The organism is Roseibium sp. (assembly GCF_965216085.1).
Taxonomy (GTDB): Bacteria; Pseudomonadota; Alphaproteobacteria; order Rhizobiales; family Stappiaceae; genus Roseibium.
Genome location: NZ_OZ244138.1, coordinates 4053007 through 4072849 on the forward strand (window position 1 = coordinate 4053007; position 19843 = coordinate 4072849).

Sequence of the window (19843 nt, forward strand, 5' to 3'; positions counted from 1 at the left end):
CTGCCTTGTTTCAGAATCGGGTTCATTCTGTAAAGCACGGTTCCTCTAGGGAAAAAAGGCACTTACCTGCCGAACAAAGAACTAAACAAAAAAAGCCCGGCACAAAGGCCGGGCTAGCAGGTCACGCACAATGTGCCAGCAGGGATCAGTTTAAGACATTGTAGCTCCAATGAGCGACTTTACGCTTGGCCTCTCCAGCGGTCATGCCTTCGAAAAGCCGCATCGCGTCGCTGCGAGCTTCCGGTGTCAGGCGGTGGCGCCATGGGCCGATTGCCAGCAAGGATCTGACTGTGATCGCCGAGAAACCGGACGCTTTGGCCAGGATTACAAAGGGCTCCGGATCGGGGCGCACCATCCAATGGCTTGCAACTTCAACGCCGCAGCGGACCAGCCAAGCAAACGTCGCAACAGCTTCGGCGAAGCGGTCTTCAGAGGCAAAGCGGCGGAGAGAGGCCTCATTCACCATGCCTTTTTTGGCAAGAAGCAATACGCGGCTGCGGGCCGTTTCGAAATCATAGCGTCCCAGCCAGTACTGGTTGGACATGCGGCGAGCTGCGATATCGGCCGCTTCATTCAATTTCTCTGCTTCGCTGTTGCGGCCAGAGGCCTGTAGCTTTTTCCGGACTTCTTCGCTCGCAATAGAGATCAGGCTGGAAATCTGCGCCTCGGCGAGGTCTCCACGATCACTTAAGCTCAACTGTAGTGTTGCGTCGGAAGCGGAATCGGAAATCAACAATTCAACCGAAGAGGTCGACAGGCTTGCGCCCTCATTACCGGCAATTTTCCGTTTGACCTTCAGATCCCCCTGACGCACCAGGATGTCGGTCACGTCTTCTGACAACACTTCCCGTTGCGCGATTGCAAACCGGTGATCATTGCCTTGCTTTTCTGCAATGGCCATCAAATCGGCATCCCGCAAAACGGTTGAGCACACCAGGATCGGCTCAGAAACTTCAATAACGTCATTGGCCAGCCGCCGGATTGTTTCCTCTGGGCCGCGCCGTAACGTGCTCATTTGTTCGGCTACGAACCGGCGAACTTCAGCTTCGACCATATCTACCAATCGCAGCAACACTGAATCGTAGATATCGACTTGCTCGTCTGAGCATCTGTCTGAAGTCAACGCAAAGAGCGTCGCCACATGACGGGCTAATTCTGCCCGCCGGGCGCTGCCCGCTTCCCCGGTCAGCTCCGAGAAGTTCACCAGTTCTGTTTTCAACGCTTCACTCATTGTCGTTACCAGTTCAAGATTGGTTGCCGTTCGGCGGCTCTGGTACCGAAGATGAGGGGGAGATTTAAAGAAGACAGAAACAGGTATTTGGAGAATGTAATCGTGTTTTTATAAATTTTGCCTAGAATTCTATGTATATTTGCCACATCCTCTATAGGATTTTGTTTTCATTCAATTTCTTTGGCTTTCTTCCGGTCTCTTCAGCAATAATACCAGCTTGAGAATATGCGAATATTTTTTTGGAGATCTGCAAATTCGATCGCAAACATGGGCTCGAAATTGGCTGCAGATTAATGGAACCGTTTACAAAACCGCCCTTTCCAACCTGAGAATTCACGTTTTCCCTACGTCCAAGTGAGGCAAGACAGGCTGTTTAATGAATGAACCTTAGGGCATCCGCCTTTCGCCAGCCTGAAACCACACCTTCCTATTAAATAATTTTTTCTTTCTTTATTGACATCATAGCCACTGCCTCCAATTTAATAGGATATTTCTTTTTAAATTGGAGGCAGTGATGATCTTGAAGTTCCCCATTTCCCAAACACGCCGGAAAACTCAATGGCCGGGGCAGAATCTCCTCCGCCAAATAGGTGGATACTGGCGGGCACGCAGGTCCAGACACTCCCTCGACAAAGTGCCGGATCAGATCCTCAAAGACGTTTTGTCAGATTATGGGTTGCAGATCCGAGAAGAAAGCAGACGGCGGAGGCACTCAGACTTGCCCTTTGATCGGTAAAAAACGCTAAATAAAGAAATACCGGCGCAGCTAGGCGCCGGTTCTTTTTTTGATCGGTCAGCTATCGAAATCTATTATTCGGCAGCTTGCAGGAAATCGGCCCCACGCTCGTCACTGTCGTTGCCACCGTCCTCCCGTTTGTTGAGCTGTTCCAGCAGAACACGGCGCTTGTCCGAAGCTTTTTCCAAATTGGCTTCTTTCACCGGACCGTAGCCCCGGATCAGATCCGGTACCCGAGCCAGTTCGACAAGCAAGCCGTAATTGCCATTGGGCAAACGGTTTAAGATATCGGCGATATCCTTTTCATATTGCGCGATCAAAGCCCGCTCTGCTTTCCGCTCGGCGGTCCGGCCAAACGGGTCGTACCATTTCCCGCGCGCGCCCTTAAACCCGGCCAGCACTTTGAAGGCGGAGAAAATCCACGGTCCAAACGCCATTTTCTCTGGACGGCCGGTCTTCGGATCCATGCGATGAGCCAACATCGGCGGCGCAAGATGTACCTTCAGCTTTTTCGGGTTTTCAAACCGCTGCGCAATTTTCTCTTTAAAAGCAGGATCGGAATAAAGCCGGGCAACCTCATACTCATCCTTATAAGCCATTACCTTGTAGAGCTGGTCAGCAACTGTCCATGTCAGGCGCATCGGGCCCGGGCCATGGGTCTCGTCTGCAGCTTTGATTTTCGCCACCAAATCCCGATATCGGGAGGCATAGGCGTCATCTTGGTATTTGACCAGCTCCTCCGCGTTAAACGCGATCTTCTCATCCAAGGTGAATTCCCGGGGTTTTTCTGTAGCGGGCAGCGCCTTGAGCAGAAGCTCTGCATTTTCCGCCAACACCCGACCGGCCCGGAACGCTTTGATATTGCCGGCGACGGCCGCGCCATTGAGTTCCAGAGAGGTTTCAATCGCATCCCCGGAAACAGGCAAAGCGCCAGCCTGATACGCCATACCGACAAGCAGCATGTTGGCGAAGATCGCATCCCCCAACAGCTTCTCTGCAATCCCAGCCGCGTCCATCGCGATATAGGTGGCTGAGGCTTCCTTGAGAGCCGTGTCCATCTTGATTTCATTAAACGACAAGGTTTGTTTCAGGACGAACTCAGCCGTTGGAGCGACTTTTGTATTCGCAACTGTGACCATGTTGCCACGATGAGCAAGCGCAAGCTGCTCCGCGTTGGTTGCAACCACCATGTCACTGGCGATCAACAGATCGAGGCTGGCCGCTGGAACCCGAGGCCCCTCAATTGCCTTGCCGCTATCAGCAAACCGGACATGCGACGTAACGGGGCCGCCCTTTTGCGCCAGGCCGGTCATATCCAGGGTCGAGGCTTGCTTGCCGTCGATATGTGCAGCCATTGCAAGAACCGCACTGATAGTGGTGACACCCATACCTCCAATGCCCGCAACCAGAGCATTTTGCGTGCGTTCCAGAGACGGCAGAACCGGATCTGGAAGGTTTGCGACCAAGGCATCGATGTCGACGTCGGCTTTTTTCGGCTTCTTCAGAGCTGCACCATCAATTTCTACAAAGGATGGGCAAAAGCCTTTGATGCAGGAAAAGTCCTTGTTGCAGCTCGACTGATTGATCACCCGTTTTTCGCCAAATGGTGTCGCAAGAGGCTCAACGGACAGGCAGTTGGATTGAACAGAGCAGTCGCCACAGCCTTCACAGACACGATCATTGATGAACAGGCGCTGATCTGGGTCCGGATAAAGGCCACGTTTACGGCGGCGGCGTTTTTCTGCGGCGCAAGTTTGATCGTAGACGATCACCGAAACGCCGTTGAACTCCTGCAGTTCCTCCTGCACATCCATCAACTCATCGCGGTGATGGATCTTGGTCCCCGCTGCGATCGGCACCCAGGAGCCAAAGGCTTCCGGATTTTCCGAAACAATTGCAATGCGTTCAACCCCTTCAGCTTCCAGCTGGCGGGTGATTTGTGGAACGCTCAGCTGGCCGTCATGCTTTTGGCCGCCGGTCATGGCGACCGCATCGTTAAACAAGATCTTGTAGGTAATCGGCACATTCGCGGCGATCGACTGCCGGATCGCCAGAATGCCGGAGTGGAAATACGTTCCGTCGCCAACATTTGCAAAGACGTGGCTGTCGCCAGAAAACGGCTGTTGACCGATCCAAAGCACACCTTCGCCGCCCATCTGGATTTGACCTTCCGTGGTCCGGCCAGCCATTTCCGTCATGGCGTGGCAGCCAATCCCTGGCATGGAGCGGGACCCTTCCGGCGTTTTCGTAGATGTGGAATGCGGACACCCGGAGCAGAAATATGGAATGCGTGACGCCCGTTCAGCATGACCTTGGGCCCACATGGCCTGTTTGGTCATGCGTGCGGCCACAGACCGCATTTCTTCGGTGATGGCCTCCGCTGGCAACCACTTCATCAGACCGTCGATCAGTTCTGCAACGGAGATTTCTAGAACATCCGTCAGGAACGGTGCACCATCCGGCCGGCGTTTGCCCCAGATCTCCGGCCGGCTCATGTCCGGCCAATGGTAGGAGATTTCCTTGATCTGCGGCTCCATAAAGGCCCGCTTGTGCTCAACGATCAGCAGTTTTTCAGCGCCACGGGCAAATTCCCTCAGGCCAAGCGGTTCCATTGGCCAGGTGAGCGCAACTTTGTAGATGCCAAGGCCCAGCGCTTTTGCTTTTTCTTCTGTAAGGCCCATCAGGTCGAGAGCCTGCAAAAGATCCCGGTAAGCTTTGCCTGTCGAGACAATGCCGAGCTTCGCGTTCCGGCGCGTGCCAAAGGTGACGCGGTCGAGCCCGTTGGTCCTGACATAGGCTTGCGCTGCTGGGATCCGCAGTTCCCGCACAAGACGCTCTGTTTCAAGCCGATTGCCAAGAAGAAGGTCGCGGTTTTGATGATAGTCTTTACGCGGATCACCATCCAGTGGCCGCACTAGCCGGAGCCGGTCCGGAGAAACATTGATGGTCGCAGAGGCATCCATTGTATCGGCAACACAAATCAGAGCGCTCCACAGGCTGGTGAAGCGGGACATCTCCAAACCGTGCAGACCATAATCAAGCACATCCTGGATATCGGCCGGATTGAGAACTGGAATTTCCGCATGCTCGAAGAAGAATTCGCTTTGCGCCGGAAGGATTGAGGACTTTGCAAGATGATCATCACCGGCAAGAGCTAGGACGCCGCCATTGCGATCGGTTCCGGATGCATTTGCCTGGCGCAACGCATCGCCTGCCCGGTCGACACCTGGTGCCTTGCCGTACCAAACACCAAATACTCCGTCATAATCTGTTGGACGGCCAACACCGCCCTCACCGCGCAATTTCTGACTGCCCCAAACGGCGGTCGCGCCGAGTTCCTCGTTTACACCCGGCTTGAAGACTACGTCGTAGCTGTTGAGATGACGGTCCGCTCGGCCCAATTCGGTGTCGTACCCAGCCAGAGGCGACCCCCGGTAACCCGAAACAAACCCGCCGGTTTTCAGCCCGGCTTGCCGATCCAAACGAGCCCGGTCTAACAGCAGCCGGACAAGCGCCTGAATGCCGGTTAAGTAGACGCGGCCTTCCGTAGCGGTGTACTTATCTTCAAGGCTGACATTGGACACGTGCACATTCATTCGACATTCTCCTCCTACGCCGAAAGCGGCCCATTGCGCCCGGGCCTACCACTTCAGAATAATATCGTTCTTTCCAAAGGCAATTTCTGTGCTATCGTCACACTAATTCGTCACTAGGCAGCATAAAATATCCCGTTTATACCCAATGACCGAAAAATATCTACTCGACCCATCCGACATCCGCGTATTACGAGTTCTGCAACGGGACGCTTCGTTATCCATCGCGGAAGTCGCTAAAGAAGCCGGTATGAGTCAAACGCCTTGCTGGCGGCGCATCAAACGCCTGAAAGAACAAGGCATCATCAAACAAATCACCGCTATCATCGACCGCGAAGCGGTCGGCTTGGGATTTGTTGCTTATTCCTTTGTCAAACTTGCCGTTCCCAGCCGGGAAAACATGGAAACGTTTGACAAGCTCGTCCACCATTGGCCGGAAGTCGTTATTTGTGAACGTATCACTGGGGCTGTCGATTACCTAATCAAGGTCGTGACCGACGATATAAAAACCTACGACAACTTCCTGCGCTTGAAACTGCTTGATAATACACTGGTTTCCGACGTCCAGTCACGCATTGTCGTCAATACAGTAAAAGACACCGCCGCATTGCCCCTCAGAGAAAGCTGATATCAAGGTTTATGGTATCTTTCCGTTTCTGTGAGAGGATCCGCACGGCTTAGGGTAGCTATAGTTTGCGGTCACGGAGACATAAAATGCAGCGCAAAAGCTGGCTGGCAGGCTTGTATTTCCTTGCGGCGGCGGTTTGGGCAACCGCTGCTCAATGCCAACCGTTGATACTTGCGGCCAATCCCCAAGCTCCCTTCAAGTTCGAGCAAGACGGCCTCCTTTTAGGTATCGACTTGGACATCATGCGAGTGGTGCTCGGCCGCCTCGGAATTGAATACGAAGTCCAACTGATTAAATCGGACAAGCGGCTTCAAATTGAAGCTAAGGCCGGCCGTATCGACATGTTGCTGCTCTACTCAAAAAACGAGGCCAGGCAGACATATCTTGACTACCCGGAAGAATCTTATGTCGATCTCACCTGGAATTTCTTTATCCGCTCCGCTGATCAAGGCAAATTCACCTACTCGACCTTGGACGATCTGAAAGACCTCAGGATCGGCGCAACAGAGGGAATTTCCTATACAGAGGAATTCTGGAACGCAGGATTTAAACTTGACCTTGAAGCCGAAAACTCGCTGCAGATGAACAAGCTCTTGGCTGGCCGGATAGATGCCGTTCCTTTGAACACGATTGCGACACTCTACCGGGCGCAAATTGGCGGCTATCGTGATCAGATCTCGTTCCTGCCAAAACCGATGAAATCCAAAGCCTATTTCAATGTATTTTCAAAAGCGTCGACCCATCCGGACATGGACCGGTTAAAATCGAACTACGACGATATCATCCGAAAACTGAAGAAAGACGGGACGATTGATGAAGTGAAACAGCGCTATATCGGCTCATCAAGTTAGGGTCAGGACCCACTAATTTGATTGGAATGGCACGGCAAACGGCGATGAGCTGCAAGGAAAAACGCAAAAAGCGGGCTTCTGCCCGGTTGAACGGTTAGACGCCGCAGATCGAAGCCGTTTTCATGTCTTTTCAAGATAGGATGAATTTGCCCGGCAACGTCGTTGCACCCCTTTGGAAACCGGACGGTTTCCTACAGATTTGCGTCTCGTATCCGAACAAATTCCTTCCTACCATTTCAAACAAATTAGTGGGTCCTGCCCCTAACCTGCCGCACGGCTTCAATGAACCGGTGAGGGTTGAACGATCCCTCCCAAGAGTTCATCGATAAACAGGGACAGAAGCTGCGGGCGCCCTGACACTCCCGCCTTCCGATAGATCGCATTGCATTGCGCCTTGACGGTTCCCTCAGCGGTTTCGCGATAAGACGCAATTTCGGCAATAGAAAACCCTTTGAGCGCCAACAATGCCACATCGGCCTCCGACGGCGTGAGTTTCCAAATTTCAAAGTGTTCTTCCAAAAGCTTGGCAAATGCGCCGGATGCCACTTTGACCTGCTGCTCCATCCGTTTCTGACGAGTGATGTTTTTCCGGATTTCAAAACCAGATGCGATCAATCCGACCACCAAAGCGGCGAGGATCAAATACTCCAGAATATTGCTTTCCAGAATGCCAATTGCCTGTTCTCCCAAAAGAGCGCCGGCGACTTCCTCTGTCACGATGAATGAAACACAGATGGCTTGGAGGCTGAAGAGCGCCCAAGGGGCAATGACTTTCCAGTTTGTGATGGGCTGCATAGCTATCCGTTGTTCTGAAACGTTTGTTGCTGCGGTATCGGTTGCACCACCGTAACGCATGCCAAGACCTATCTAACATAGGCGGGAATCATCGAGAACCGCATCAGATTGGGCGCCCTTTCTTTACAGCCTTATTATGTCCCCCGGCTGGCAGGAGCCGGGGAGCTCCGCAGGCGGTGCCAGCCGGGGTTAGCCAGATTAGATGTTAATCGTCGTCGTCTTCGTCACTGTCGGCCCCATCTTCCAGTTCCATTTCCAGAACTAGACCCGACGTGGTGTCGATCACGATTTCCATCTCCTGGCCATCCAAAACAACTTCTGCTTCCAGTTCGCCGTTTTCGGTTTCAATTTCGGTGATTGTGTAGCCCTGAGAGGTCAAGGCAGCGCGGACTTCCTCTTCTGTTGTACCCAGGTCGTCACCCAGGGTGACTGCAGCAAGCGCCGCGCCCGCACCAGCCAAACCGATGGCGCTTGCAAATACCGTTACTGCTGTGTGCTTGATAAAAGTCGTCATTGGAGTTGTCCTGTGATTGTTGGAGGTCAGTTGGCCAGCTGTTGTGCGGCTGGCTTGACCTCATCTGGTGGCAGGACACCACCTCAAACCATCACCCTAAGGCTTATCGACCCGTCTATAAACCAAGGTTTAGACAAGTTTTTAGCCACCTAAAGCAAGGTTTATGGATGTTTTGCTTGTCCGCGGGTTCACTCTTGAAAACGCACGGGAGACACGCCCGACACATCGGCACAGGGTGTTTTTCCTATCAGGAGTTCCGCAATAACCCGCCCGGAAACTGGTCCCAAGGTGAACCCGTCGTGACCGTGGGCAAAATTCAACCACAAACCTTTTATTGTCGGTGACGGACCGATGATCGGTAAGGAATCTGGCACACACGGCCGGCTGCCGAGCCATGGTTCGTCCTGCAAAGCCCGGCCAAGAGGAATGATTTCTTCCGCCCTGCGCTTGACGAGCTTGACGATCTGCGGATTTGGTGGCGCATCCCGGCCTGCCAGCTCAACCCCAGTCGTCAACCTGATGCCAAAGTCGGTGGGTGTCAGCGCGAACCCATTATCTATATCAACAATCGGACGGGAGATTGATGCGCCCGATAGCGGTCGATAGTGCATGTGATAACCGCGCTTGACCGCCAGAGGGTAGCGCTCGCCAAATTTCTTCAAGACATCCATGGACCAGGCGCCCAGACACACAACCGCGTGACGCGCAAAAATTGGTCCGCGCTCCCCCTCAAGGGACCAGCCGCCCCGTTTGCGGATCGTCTTTTTCGCATCCGCCCGAAAATATTGCCCGCCATCGCGGATGTACCCGCGCCAGAAGGCCTCGACGACGGCCGCCGGATTGGAGACCGACCGGCTTTCAGTCCAATGAACAGCCCGCTTACCCGACACAGTAAGGCCGGGTTCCAGTGCCTTGACGGCTTCACCATCCATTTCCCGATAGTCGACACCATATATGCGAGCGTAATAGCGCTCCAGGTCACCGGCATCAAAACTTGTCTGGCCACGAAAGAGATGAAGCCAACCGCCCTTCCGGTAAAACCTCCCGGCATTAGAGGTCTCTGCCAGTTCCAAGTGAGACTGCACGGCCAGAGCGCGCAGCGGCATGATCGCTTTGCAATAGGCCTCGGCGGCTTCTCCATAACTTGACTGGATGTATTTGCGGATCCAGGGCAGCATGCGGATCAGAGTGAGCGGCCGATAGGAAAAGGGCCCGCCCAGATTGAAGGACGACCTGAGGAACCCCACCGGATCCTTCGGCAACCCAAAGGGCAGAAATCCGTTGTGTTGAATGACGCCGGCATTACCGGCGGATGCTTCTTGCCCTGGATGTTTTCGATCGATCAACGCGACATCCAAACCAAGGCGACGCAAATGCGCGGCAGTTGAGACACCTACGATCCCAGCCCCCAACACCATCACATCAAATGTCTGCGTCGATTTCTGTGCAGTCATAGTCCACTGAGCGGCGCCAAACCGCGATCAAGATTGGCAAGTGCGGGCAGTTCGCATAAAAATGATCCGCAAGTGTCTGCCCAGACGCGAATTTTCAGGAGTTAAGTTTAAATGATTCGGATGCTCGCGGTAGCTGTGGCATGGGTCGGCCGCCATGGAACGGCCGCCTTGGCTGTGAGTATCTTCATTGGGATGGCCCTGCCCGCGCTATCGGAGCATTTGCGACCCTATCTTGGCGTCTCAGTCTTCAGTTTGCTTGTCCTGGCTTTCTTGCGGGTCGATACGGCGGCGATCAAGTTGAGGCTCAGGCGTCCCACTCTTCTAATTACTGCTCTTTTATGGATGATGCTCGGGGTTCCGCTGATCGCTTTCGCCGGAATTTCAATGATTGGCCCAGACGTCCTCGGCCCGGAAATGGTGCTGGCGCTATACATTGCGACCGCCGCTCCGCCTGTCTTGGCAGCGCCGGCATTCCTGTACCTTTTGGGACTGGACGGGACCTTGAGTTTGGCGCTCTCGGTGGCCGCAATGATCGTCACACCGCTCAGCGCTCCTTTTATTGGCGAACTAATGCTGGGTGAAGCCTTGCCGCTCAGCATCAGCGGCCTTGCGGCCAAACTGTCGCTGCTCTTGGCAGGCGCGCTTTTCGTGGCGCTGATCATTCGCCGGATTGCAGGCCTGGACCGGATCTCGCGCGGCGCCAATTTGATCAGCGGGTTCAACGTTCTTTTGTTGCTGATATTCGCCATCGCTGCCATGGACGGTGTAGCAGCAAGCTTCGCCGACAACCCAGTCTTTACCTTAGGCCTAACGGCCCTCACCTTCTGTCTGGCATTTGTTCAGATCGGGGTTACGCTGGCCTTGTTTTCGCCAGCCAACCGCGAAGATGCTTATGCCATTGCCCACACCTGCGGCACCAGAAACATGGGATTGATGGTGGCTGCCTTCGGCGGCACATTGCCAGAACTGACCTGGCTCTGGTTCGCTGTCGGCCAATTCCCAATATATATGCTGCCGATGATCCTAAAGCCCTATGTCCGCTGGTTTTGCCGCCTAAACCTGAAAACTGCGTCACAGCAGACCTGACAGCTCGTGTGTGCAAGGATAGTCTTCTTCTGGTTCTTAGGGAGGATGATCATGCGCTGGTTTCAAATAGCCGCAGCTGTTTGTGTCGTATTGGCAACGTCGGTCCTATCGGCTTCTGCAGGAGACGAGGCACAACTGGAAATCCTCGGCTTTTCCGGTGACGGCCGTTACTTTGCCTTCGAACAATTCGGTATTCAGGATGGGTCAGGATTTCCCTACTCCGAGATCTTCGTCATCGACGTTCATGCAGACAAATGGGTAAGCCCCTCGCCGTTCCGCCGCCGCGACAACGTTGACGACGCCAACGGCTTCGATCCCGCAGCCCTTTTGAAAACTGCGAGGTCCACCAACCGGGCAGCTGCCGAGCCGCTGCTGACTTCCAAAGGAATTGCCGGTCACGGTCAGACCGTCGGCAGCAATCCGGTTACGGAACTATCGGCCAACCCTTTCAACATGAAAGTTAATCTCCGCCACATTGTTCCACCAGCAGACGACCCGATGGAAGTGCAGCTGATGGAATATCCGCTGCCCGATGAAACCTGCGCCGGTTTTGGCGCTGCCACCAAAGGATTTCAGCTCAACACAATATACGGCGGTGAAGCCCGCGTCCGGCATTTGGACAAAACCCTCCCCAAAAGCAGAGGGTGTGCGACGGGCTACCGGATCGGTCATGTGATCAGCTTTTTCCCGGACCGGCACCCGCCTGTAATTGCGGTTCTTGTTCACCTAGCCACACATGGCTTTGAAGGACCGGACGGACGCTTTCTTGCAATTACCGGCAGGCTTTGAACATATAAACCGATTAGGGTCCTGTTTCCTGACTTGCCGGTTCGGCAGACACGTGCTAGCGCGGCGCCAACATAAGATGACCGGCGCTCATCCCGCCCTCAGGAGATCCGACATGCCGCGCGAGATAAAAATTGCCCCGTCCGTTCTTGCTTCCGATTTTTCCAAGCTCGGCCAGGAAGTTCGCGATGTTGTCGAGGCTGGCGCCGACTGGATCCATCTGGATGTCATGGACGGCCACTTCGTGCCGAACATCACCTTCGGCCCCGATGTGATCGCCAAGATGCGCCCGCATACCGATAAGATCTTCGATACCCATTTGATGATCGAACCGTGTGATCCTTACCTGGAGGCTTTCGCCAAAGCCGGATCGGACATCATCACGGTACATGCGGAAGCGACCACCCATTTGGACCGTTCGCTTCAAGCGATCCGCGCCCTTGGCAAAAAGGCGGGCGTTTCACTCAACCCGGCCACACCGGAAAGTGTTCTAGAATACGTTCTCGACCGGCTCGATCTGATCCTGGTCATGACCGTGAACCCGGGTTTTGGCGGCCAGAAGTTCATCGAAGCGATGGTTGAGAAAACCGCACGCATCAAACAGATGATTGGTGACCGTCCGATCGATCTGGAAATCGATGGCGGTGTCACTCCGGAAACAGCACCGCTGGTCGCAAAAGCGGGCGCGAATGTTCTTGTCGCCGGATCTGCAGTTTTCAAAGGCGGAACGCTGGACGCCTACAAGGCGAACATCGATGCGATCCGGACGGCAGCTGAAACGGCCTAATCCAGATTCCTTTTGATTGGCGCTTTCCCGCGCTGCATAAAACGGACTGCCGAAAAACCCTTAAGATCAGGGCTTTTTTCGGCCGGTCAGAGCTGCCGTCAGACGGGCATCCTCCAGATATGGATCGTGGCCAAACCGGATCGCACCACGATGCTGTATCCAGACGGACTGATGGGTGGCCACAGCCATCAATCCGGAACGCGCAGGAAAAGTGATCGTATCTCCACGGGCCAACCGGTCTTCTAGACCTCCAGTTGGCAGAACCCGCGGCTCAATGACCATTTCCAAGAGGTCGAGGCCATCAACAATGCCAAAGGCATTCTTCGGCAAATAGGGATTGCAGTAGATGTCATCCTCAGGCGCGCTATCCAGATGAAACAGAGCCAGCTTTTGATCCTGCCGCAGCCGGAAGGCATAGTTTCCGAGCGGATTTTCTTCTGACGACGGCAGATACAGCCTAAATTCCTCGCTGAACTTTTTGATTGACCGTTCAGTTGCTTGACGCCAGGGAAGAGATGCCAAAGGGACGTCGGCTCCGCTGCGCCTTAAATAATACCCGGCGCTTTCCACCTGTTTCGGATCATTCTTCAACCGTGCCAACAGCTCTTTGCCGAGATATTCCCACGGCACCTGCCACGTGGGATGGAAGGTAACAGCCTCCACCGCAGTCGCCGTATTGGCATAATTCCGGTCCGGGCAGTTGGCATAGGCCGCCCCTTCCATCACCACACGGCCATTTTCAGAGAAAAGGAATTGGTTCTCGCCCTTGTTTATGAAGAGCTGTACTCGCGAGAACTCCGGTGGGACCCAGCGAATGCGTTCCATCGCATTGCTGACCTGTTCGATCCGCCGATCAATCGGAAGGTTGAGCGCCCAAACCAGTTTGCCGGTCACTTCGCTGGAAACTGGCAGGACATACCGGTGTTTTGCTTGGGCTACTGCAAAGGCCAACCGCTTGTCGAACAGCTCCGAGCCAGTGTCTTCCTGCAAAAGATTGTCTTCAAAAAGCCTTTTGCGGAGCAGTCGCACACCCTCTCCTTCAGCGCCTGGGATTAATTCCTCATCCGTTTCTAACGTGGTGAAACCGCCCTCGGCTTTGATACCGTAAAGATGCGCGAGATGCCCTTGCAGCAACCGGTAGGTATCGTCCGGTGGTTGCCAACTGGATAGAAATTCCGCCAGATTTTCTGCAGCTTTCAGCCGCTCAAGCGCGTCTGTTCCGTTGATCGTGTGAAACGGCATATAGGCATCGGGATAAAGCACCCTGGGCGTCACCCGGCCGGCTCTCAGATCATTGGCGAAATCCAAAAAATGCCCAGTGAAGAGTAATTCCACCCAGGCCGTTTCTGCCGGGCTGAGCCCTGCACCCAATGACCTGAGGCCGGTTTCAAGAAGCTCATACGGGTAGTCCTCGGATCGCAGGCCATGAAGTTGCGCGCTCTTCATCACGTCTATGAGCAATGCGGCGCGGCCGGTGTCCAGCCACAAGACGTCCCCGTCTTCGGCGTGGTAAAAAGCGCTGATTTCCCGCCTGCGCTTTTCAACGATGAGCGGCAACCGGTCCGGCTGGCTCAGCGTATGCTGAACGTTTTGAAGGATATTATTGGCCACAGAAGGACTAGCGGTGGTCAAGACAAAAGCCAAAACGCCAATGAAGACCGAGCCCATCCGGAGAAAAAATCGCTTAGGTGCCAATGTGCTATTTCTCCCTAGAAAAAATGCTCACCCTACACCTAGCACTCTCAGCGGTTGTTTCCAGTATCAAAGAAAGTTCTGCGACTTCTAAAGCCTGAACAGAGAACACCTCAACTCAAACGAATGCTCGACGTTTTCTGCGCAGGTTCGATAAGCCTTTCCCACAAACCTTCCGGATAGAGCTGAATCCCTTTCGCATCCAACTCGGCAAGAGACATCCAGCGCGCCAGACATTCCGTGTCATCATGTTCCAAAAACGGAATCGCATCCTGGCGGTAGAGATGGTTGTCGAAAAAATGCGCATGGCATAGGAAAACAATCTCATGGCCGGTCTGGCCATAATGTTCATAGATGTTTTCAAGCACAAAATGCTCGTTGCCGAGCGTGATGCGGGTACCGAGCTCTTCCAAAAACTCCCGCTGGAGCGCGTCCTGCCAAGGTTCGCCGAACTCTACGGTGCCCCCCAGAGGGCGCATCCCTTTAACATTCCCGAGGTCATCATAGATTTCGGTCAAAAGCAGCGCATCGTCCTGCCAGATCAGGGCAAGGGCTTTGACGGTGATGAAATTGGCAGGGCGCCAGATGGTCATGTAAGGCTCCGGCTGATCAAAACGGTGGGTTGTGCGATAATCAGTCATATTGTCCGCTTTGCTGCAAGCAAAAACGGCGGCTTTGCATTGAAGGCTCCGGCGCGCTCTGCTATCCCGCAGCCAACGCTTCCCAATACGAGGACTTTTTCGCGATGATCCCGCGCTATTCCCGCCAAGACATGGTCGATATCTGGTCGCCTGAATCCAAATTCCGCATCTGGTTTGAGATCGAGGCCCATGCCTGCGACGCGCTGGCCGAGCTGGGTGTCATCCCTGAAGATGCAGCAAAGACCATTTGGGAAAAAGGCGGATCAGCCGCCTTCGACATCGACCGGATCGACGAGATCGAACGGGAAACCAAGCACGATGTCATCGCGTTCCTGACGCATCTGGCGGAAATCGTCGGCCCGGACGCGCGTTTCGTGCACCAGGGCATGACCTCCTCCGACGTTCTGGACACCTGCTTCAACGTGCAGCTGGTCAAAGCCACCGACCTTCTTCTGGAAGACATGGACAAGCTTCTGGAGGCCATCAAACGCCGCGCTTACGAGCACAAGGACACGGTCACCATCGGCCGTTCCCACGGCATTCACGCCGAACCGGTGACCTTTGGCCTCAAAATGGCCCAGGCCTATGCCGAATTCGACCGTTGTAAAGCCCGCCTTTTGAATGCCCGCGAGGAAATCGCAACTGGTGCGATTTCCGGTGCTGTCGGGACCTTCGCTAACATCGACCCGCGCGTTGAAGAACATGTTGCCAAGGCGCTTGGTCTGCAGGCCGAGCCGGTTTCAACGCAGGTGATCCCGCGCGACCGCCATGCGATGTACTTCGCCACCCTCGGCGTCATCGCCTCCTCCATCGAGCGCCTGGCGACCGAAATCCGCCACCTGCAGCGCACGGAAGTTCTGGAAGCAGAAGAATTCTTCTCCAAGGGCCAAAAGGGCTCCTCGGCGATGCCGCATAAGCGCAACCCGGTTCTGACCGAAAACCTGACCGGTCTTGCCCGTCTGGTACGTATGTCCACCATGCCGGCCATGGAGAATGTCGCCCTCTGGCATGAGCGCGACATCTCGCACTCTTCTGTGGAACGCATGATCGGCCCGGACACGACCGTTACCCTCGACTTTGCGCTGGCGCGTCTTACAGGTGTTATCGACAAGCTGGTTGTCTATCCGGAGCGGATGATGGGCAACATGGATCGTCTCGGCGGTCTGGTGCATTCTCAGCGCATCCTGCTGGCTCTCACTCAAGCTGGCTCTTCCCGCGAAGACGCCTACCGTCTGGTTCAGCGCAACGCCATGAAGGTCTGGGACAGCTATCAGGTGTCGGGCGATGCGAAGGTAGACTTCCTGACCGAGCTCCTCAACGACGAAGACGTGCGCAATTATCTCTCCGAAGAAGAGATCCGCGACCGCTTCGACCTCGGCTATCACACCAAAAACGTTGATGTGATCTTTGAGCGGGTGTTCGGCGAAAGCTGATACATGTAATTGAAGGAAGGCAATTCGTCCTTCCTCTTTGTCATCCCAGCACCCGCCTTCGCGAGCGTAAACTCCGGCTGGGATCCAGTAGACACGCGACTATCAGGGTTCACTAATAAGGGCTCATAAGTCTACTGGATCTCGACCTTTCGCTTCGCTGCAGCTGGGATGACAAGCCTCTGGTTCTGGAGTGGCTATCCATGAAAATCGCTGTTGTTTCCGACATTCACGGCAATGTTCTGGCTCTAGAGGCTGTGCTGGCGGACCTCAAACAGGAAATGCCGGATGTGATCGTCAATCTCGGCGATTGTGTCTCCGGGCCGCTGTGGCCGGAGGAAACGGCAGCGATCCTGCGCGAGACCAATTGGCCGACTGTGCGTGGCAACCATGACCGGTTCCTGATCGAAGATCCCATTGAAAAACTGGGGCCAACGGATGCCTTTACGGCAGAGCGCTTGTCATCGGATAGCTTCGACTGGCTGAAGACCACACAAGCGACCATCCGCTTGAGCGACGAGGTTTTCCTCTGTCACGGCACGCCGGATGACGACGACCGTTATCTGTCGGAAAAGGTAGAAGGGCCCAAAGGCCATCTGCCGGACGAAGACACTCTGCTCGCTGAGATCAATGGCGAAACATCCCCGATCATCTGTTGCGGCCACACACATATTCCGCGTGTCATCCGCCTGCACAAGACCGGACAAACCATCCTCAATCCGGGAAGCGTTGGCCTACCGTCATATGAGGACACCCATCCGAACAAACACAAGATGGAAGCCGGCAGCCCGCACGCACGCTATGCGCTGATGACCAAGGGGGCAAACGGCTGGAGTTTTCAGGAGAAAATGCTGCCCTACGATTGGGAAGCGGCGGCTAAGCAAGCGGAAATGAACAAACGGCCTAGCTGGGGCCGGTCGCTGCGCCACGGATTTTACGGAACGCTGTCGTAGGTTTGGAATCCAAACAACTTATTCATTCGCGTTGACGAATAGAGATCCGACTGTTGAATAAAATTATTTATTCAAGACTCTCTCAAACAATATTGACAGTGCTTGTGATAAATTCCGAACACCACAGATGACCCTTATTCTGTTTTCACTTTCGTCATAATAAAATTTTACAAAATCAAGCTCAGAATCTTTTTCAGCAAAACTTGATATTTCACGATAACCATCCCCAGCAATTGTATCTAAGTCGACCTCAATAAGCCACCCTGGATTATCTAAAGTGGTAATATTGATACCACCCTGATGCTCCCAGTCTCCATTTAATTGATCTGAGAACCACTCTTCCATTCTTTCAGTAGACATCAGAACCTATATAAAAACTGCTTTGATTATGAATGGATTTTATTTATCTGAGCTTACTGGACTTCTTTGGTAGCAGTGCTTGTCCAAAATACGTCAGGTACCAGAAGCCTCATAGCCCTTTGGATTCTTGCAGGCCCAGTTCCAGGTGTCGGAACACATGTCTTCTAGGCCGCGCTCAGCCGACCACTTCAATTTGGCTTCAGCCGCTTTCGTATCTGCATAGACTTCAGCAACATCGCCTGCCCGCCGCGGCGCAATCTCATAAGGGATTGTTTGGTTGGACGCCCGTTCAAAGGCTTTCACCATCTCCAGAACGCTGTAGCCGGTACCGGTCCCAAGGTTGACGGTGAAGCTGTTGGTTTCGTTTGTTAGAGCGGCCAGAGCTTCATGCGCCCGCAAATGGCCTTCGACCAGATCAACCACATGAATGTAATCGCGCACGCCGGTGCCATCGCGCGTGTCATAATCGTTGCCGAAGACCGACAACTGTTCCCGCCGGCCACTGGCCACCTGAGAGACAAACGGCATCAGGTTGTTCGGAATGCCGCGTGGATCTTCTCCAATCAATCCGCTCTTGTGGGCACCAACTGGATTGAAATAGCGCAGAATGCCGAACCGCCAGCGCGGATCGCTTGCTGCCAAATCCCGCAAGATTTCTTCGATCATCAGCTTGGTGCGGCCGTAAGGATTGGTTGCGCTCAGCGGATGATCTTCGGTGAGCGGCAAAAACTGCGGTTCGCCATAGACCGTGGCAGAAGACGAAAAGATCAGCTGGCGGACATCACAAGCATTCATGGCCGCCAGCAGCTCAAGCGTGCCGGTGACGTTGTTGGCGTAATAGTCTAGAGGAACTTCGGTGGATTCACCGACAGCCTTCAAACCCGCAAAATGGATAACTCCACTGCAATGATGGTTTTTTAGAATGCGTTCCAGCGCAGCCTTATCCCGGATATCGGCCTCTTCGAACGCGATCTTGCGGCCAGTGATCGACGCAATCCTATTGAGGCTTTCCGGGCTGGAATTTGAGAAATTGTCGACTATGACGACATCATGGCCAGCTTCCAGGAAGGTGACGCAGCAATGGGACCCAATGTAACCGGCCCCGCCCGTAATCAGGATCGTCATTTCAGAACTTACCTTTCCGGGTTAATGCCCGCGCCTCTTTAGAGCGGACAAGCCGCCCTCCTTCCATTTGACCTTGGCATCTTTGCCTATAAGCGGTTCAAGTTTCGTTACCCGGCCCGAATGTCTCAAGGCAGCAGCGCAATATCACTGACGGCGATGAAATGCGGATTGCGCAGATCATCCTTGGTTGCCCCAGGAGGTACCTTATAAACAAAGTCTTCGCCGGTTTCGGCCAAGACAACCCGGCCGCCCGCAGCCCGCACAAGCGCATCGCCCGCCGCGATATCCCACAGCATGGTCGGCGCCATGCGCGGATAAAGATCAGCACGCCCCGCCGCGACCCAGCACAATTTCAAGGACGAGCCGACCGAGAGTTTTTCCGCGACATTCAATTTGGCAATCAGTGCTTCGGTTTCCTTCGACAAATGCGATCGGCTGGCCAATACGCTCAACCCAGCATCCGGGGCGCAGCGAACCGAGATCTTTTGTGCCTCAAAGATCTCTGTCCCTTGAACCCGGGCCTGGTAAGCGCCCGTATCTTTATCTCCACCGGGAAGCGCACCACCCCAAAAAATCTCATTCAGCGCTGGCGCATAGACCACGCCGAAAACCGGTGCTCCATGTTCTATCAAGGCAATATTCACGGTGAATTCACCGTTCTTTTTCAAGAACTCCTTGGTGCCGTCCAGGGGATCGACCAGAAAATACCGGTCCCCGCCCTCCGGCAGACGGCCGGCTTCGACGGATTCTTCCGCGACCACCGGTACTCCGGGGAACTGAGCTTCAAGACCTTTTAAAATAACATCTTCGGCGGCCTGATCCGCCACAGTGACCGGCGACCCATCGCCCTTGACCATAGCGCTGAAATCTTCTGCATAGATTTTGAGGATTTCTTCGCCAGCCGCAATTGCCAGGTTCAAGAGGCCTTTCATCCGGTCCCCGCAAGGTCCGGTCAACTCAACAGCATCGCTCATTCGTCACGCCAATTATTAGAAATGAAAATGGTGCGATCTTCTTGAAGCACCTTGGCCACCGGATCAAGGGCACAGGATAGGAAACACCCCGCGCTGGACCACAGGTATTAAGCCTGAATGTCCAATCATTCTGGCTGGATAGTTTTCTTCCACCTTGGAAGGCCAGAACGGTTGACCGGTTACTCCACGTCGCTGTCACACGCTAAC

Annotated in this window: 17 protein-coding genes; 7 read left to right on the forward strand and 10 right to left on the reverse strand. The window is 54.2% G+C overall.

Going from position 1 to position 19843, the window contains the following annotated elements:
* Positions 1–145: 145 nt before the first annotated feature.
* Positions 146–1231, reverse strand: a complete 1086-nt coding sequence (locus ACOOFE_RS19050; protein WP_141187809.1) for a DUF2336 domain-containing protein — start codon at positions 1229–1231, stop codon at positions 146–148.
* A gap of 810 nt (positions 1232–2041) precedes the next feature.
* Positions 2042–5563, reverse strand: a complete 3522-nt coding sequence (locus ACOOFE_RS19055) for an indolepyruvate ferredoxin oxidoreductase family protein (protein ID WP_420411520.1) — start codon at positions 5561–5563, stop codon at positions 2042–2044.
* A 145-nt stretch (positions 5564–5708) separates the two neighbouring features.
* Between ACOOFE_RS19055 and ACOOFE_RS19060 the strand changes: the two genes are divergently transcribed.
* Both ACOOFE_RS19060 and ACOOFE_RS19065 read left to right on the forward strand, forming a co-directional pair.
* Positions 5709–6188 (forward strand): Lrp/AsnC family transcriptional regulator, encoded by a 480-nt coding sequence (locus ACOOFE_RS19060; protein WP_141187812.1) that lies wholly within the window; start codon positions 5709–5711, stop codon positions 6186–6188.
* 86 nt (positions 6189–6274) lie between these two features.
* On the forward strand, positions 6275–7039 hold the full coding sequence (locus ACOOFE_RS19065) for a substrate-binding periplasmic protein (protein ID WP_420411521.1): 765 nt from the start codon (positions 6275–6277) through the stop codon (positions 7037–7039).
* Between the two features lie 279 nt (positions 7040–7318).
* Here ACOOFE_RS19065 and ACOOFE_RS19070 read toward each other — a convergent pair whose 3' ends face one another.
* The 3 genes from ACOOFE_RS19070 to ACOOFE_RS19080 all read right to left on the reverse strand — a co-directional run bounded on the left by ACOOFE_RS19070 (position 7319) and on the right by ACOOFE_RS19080 (position 9802).
* Positions 7319–7894: a helix-turn-helix transcriptional regulator gene (locus ACOOFE_RS19070; protein ID WP_420411522.1), complete on the reverse strand. Its 576-nt coding sequence runs from the start codon at positions 7892–7894 to the stop codon at positions 7319–7321.
* 145 nt (positions 7895–8039) lie between these two features.
* Complete coding sequence (locus ACOOFE_RS19075) at positions 8040–8348, reverse strand: PepSY domain-containing protein (RefSeq protein WP_420411523.1); 309 nt, start codon at positions 8346–8348, stop codon at positions 8040–8042.
* A gap of 188 nt (positions 8349–8536) precedes the next feature.
* A complete protein-coding gene (locus ACOOFE_RS19080) occupies positions 8537–9802 on the reverse strand; it encodes an NAD(P)/FAD-dependent oxidoreductase (RefSeq protein ID WP_420411524.1) in 1266 nt (421 codons plus the stop codon).
* Positions 9803–9913: 111 nt separating this feature from the next.
* Between ACOOFE_RS19080 and ACOOFE_RS19085 the strand changes: the two genes are divergently transcribed.
* The 3 genes from ACOOFE_RS19085 (at position 9914) to rpe (ending at position 12461) form a co-directional block, all read left to right on the forward strand.
* Positions 9914–10888, forward strand: a complete 975-nt coding sequence (locus ACOOFE_RS19085; RefSeq protein WP_420411525.1) for a sodium:proton symporter — start codon at positions 9914–9916, stop codon at positions 10886–10888.
* Positions 10889–10939: 51 nt separating this feature from the next.
* A complete protein-coding gene (locus tag ACOOFE_RS19090; RefSeq protein ID WP_420411526.1) occupies positions 10940–11677 on the forward strand; it encodes a DUF2259 domain-containing protein in 738 nt (245 codons plus the stop codon).
* A gap of 112 nt (positions 11678–11789) precedes the next feature.
* A complete protein-coding gene (gene rpe, locus ACOOFE_RS19095) occupies positions 11790–12461 on the forward strand; it encodes a ribulose-phosphate 3-epimerase (protein WP_420411527.1) in 672 nt (223 codons plus the stop codon).
* Between the two features lie 66 nt (positions 12462–12527).
* On the opposite strand, the gene ACOOFE_RS19100 is transcribed toward rpe, so the two are convergent.
* Both ACOOFE_RS19100 and ACOOFE_RS19105 read right to left on the reverse strand, forming a co-directional pair.
* A complete protein-coding gene (locus ACOOFE_RS19100) occupies positions 12528–14156 on the reverse strand; it encodes a hypothetical protein (RefSeq protein WP_420411528.1) in 1629 nt (542 codons plus the stop codon).
* Positions 14157–14266: 110 nt separating this feature from the next.
* On the reverse strand, positions 14267–14746 hold the full coding sequence (locus tag ACOOFE_RS19105; protein ID WP_420411529.1) for an NUDIX hydrolase: 480 nt from the start codon (positions 14744–14746) through the stop codon (positions 14267–14269).
* Positions 14747–14898: 152 nt separating this feature from the next.
* Here ACOOFE_RS19105 and purB point away from each other — a divergent pair, with 152 nt between their 5' ends.
* Positions 14899–16227 carry an adenylosuccinate lyase gene (gene purB / locus ACOOFE_RS19110; protein ID WP_420411530.1) on the forward strand — a complete coding sequence of 443 codons (1329 nt, stop codon included), beginning with the start codon at positions 14899–14901 and terminating at the stop codon, positions 16225–16227.
* A gap of 200 nt (positions 16228–16427) precedes the next feature.
* Positions 16428–17177, forward strand: a complete 750-nt coding sequence (locus tag ACOOFE_RS19115) for a metallophosphoesterase family protein (protein WP_420411531.1) — start codon at positions 16428–16430, stop codon at positions 17175–17177.
* A gap of 63 nt (positions 17178–17240) precedes the next feature.
* Here the strand turns inward: ACOOFE_RS19115 and ACOOFE_RS19120 are convergent, their stop codons facing one another.
* The 3 genes from ACOOFE_RS19120 to cysQ all read right to left on the reverse strand — a co-directional run bounded on the left by ACOOFE_RS19120 (position 17241) and on the right by cysQ (position 19636).
* Positions 17241–17537: an Imm53 family immunity protein gene (locus ACOOFE_RS19120; protein ID WP_420411532.1), complete on the reverse strand. Its 297-nt coding sequence runs from the start codon at positions 17535–17537 to the stop codon at positions 17241–17243.
* Between the two features lie 93 nt (positions 17538–17630).
* A complete protein-coding gene (galE, locus tag ACOOFE_RS19125) occupies positions 17631–18662 on the reverse strand; it encodes a UDP-glucose 4-epimerase GalE (protein WP_420411533.1) in 1032 nt (343 codons plus the stop codon).
* Positions 18663–18787: 125 nt separating this feature from the next.
* The gene (cysQ, locus tag ACOOFE_RS19130) at positions 18788–19636 is read right to left on the reverse strand and encodes a 3'(2'),5'-bisphosphate nucleotidase CysQ (protein ID WP_420411534.1); all 849 of its coding nucleotides are present in this window, start codon (positions 19634–19636) and stop codon (positions 18788–18790) included.
* Between the last annotated feature and the right edge of the window lie 207 nt (positions 19637–19843).

Bases quoted from the DNA above. Each gene is read 5' to 3' on its own strand.
- ACOOFE_RS19050 (WP_141187809.1), bottom strand. From the start codon at position 1,231: ATGAGTGAAGCGTTGAAAACAGAACTGGTGAACTTCTCGGAGCTGACC.
- ACOOFE_RS19055 (WP_420411520.1), bottom strand. From the start codon at position 5,563: ATGAATGTGCACGTGTCCAATGTCAGCCTTGAAGATAAGTACACCGCT.
- ACOOFE_RS19060 (WP_141187812.1), top strand. From the start codon at position 5,709: ATGACCGAAAAATATCTACTCGACCCATCCGACATCCGCGTATTACGA.
- ACOOFE_RS19065 (WP_420411521.1), top strand. From the start codon at position 6,275: ATGCAGCGCAAAAGCTGGCTGGCAGGCTTGTATTTCCTTGCGGCGGCG.
- ACOOFE_RS19070 (WP_420411522.1), bottom strand. From the start codon at position 7,894: ATGCGTTACGGTGGTGCAACCGATACCGCAGCAACAAACGTTTCAGAA.
- ACOOFE_RS19075 (WP_420411523.1), bottom strand. From the start codon at position 8,348: ATGACGACTTTTATCAAGCACACAGCAGTAACGGTATTTGCAAGCGCC.
- ACOOFE_RS19080 (WP_420411524.1), bottom strand. From the start codon at position 9,802: ATGACTGCACAGAAATCGACGCAGACATTTGATGTGATGGTGTTGGGG.
- ACOOFE_RS19085 (WP_420411525.1), top strand. From the start codon at position 9,914: ATGATTCGGATGCTCGCGGTAGCTGTGGCATGGGTCGGCCGCCATGGA.
- ACOOFE_RS19090 (WP_420411526.1), top strand. From the start codon at position 10,940: ATGCGCTGGTTTCAAATAGCCGCAGCTGTTTGTGTCGTATTGGCAACG.
- rpe (WP_420411527.1), top strand. From the start codon at position 11,790: ATGCCGCGCGAGATAAAAATTGCCCCGTCCGTTCTTGCTTCCGATTTT.
- ACOOFE_RS19105 (WP_420411529.1), bottom strand. From the start codon at position 14,746: ATGACCATCTGGCGCCCTGCCAATTTCATCACCGTCAAAGCCCTTGCC.
- purB (WP_420411530.1), top strand. From the start codon at position 14,899: ATGATCCCGCGCTATTCCCGCCAAGACATGGTCGATATCTGGTCGCCT.
- ACOOFE_RS19115 (WP_420411531.1), top strand. From the start codon at position 16,428: ATGAAAATCGCTGTTGTTTCCGACATTCACGGCAATGTTCTGGCTCTA.
- ACOOFE_RS19120 (WP_420411532.1), bottom strand. From the start codon at position 17,537: ATGTCTACTGAAAGAATGGAAGAGTGGTTCTCAGATCAATTAAATGGA.
- galE (WP_420411533.1), bottom strand. From the start codon at position 18,662: ATGACGATCCTGATTACGGGCGGGGCCGGTTACATTGGGTCCCATTGC.
- cysQ (WP_420411534.1), bottom strand. From the start codon at position 19,636: ATGAGCGATGCTGTTGAGTTGACCGGACCTTGCGGGGACCGGATGAAA.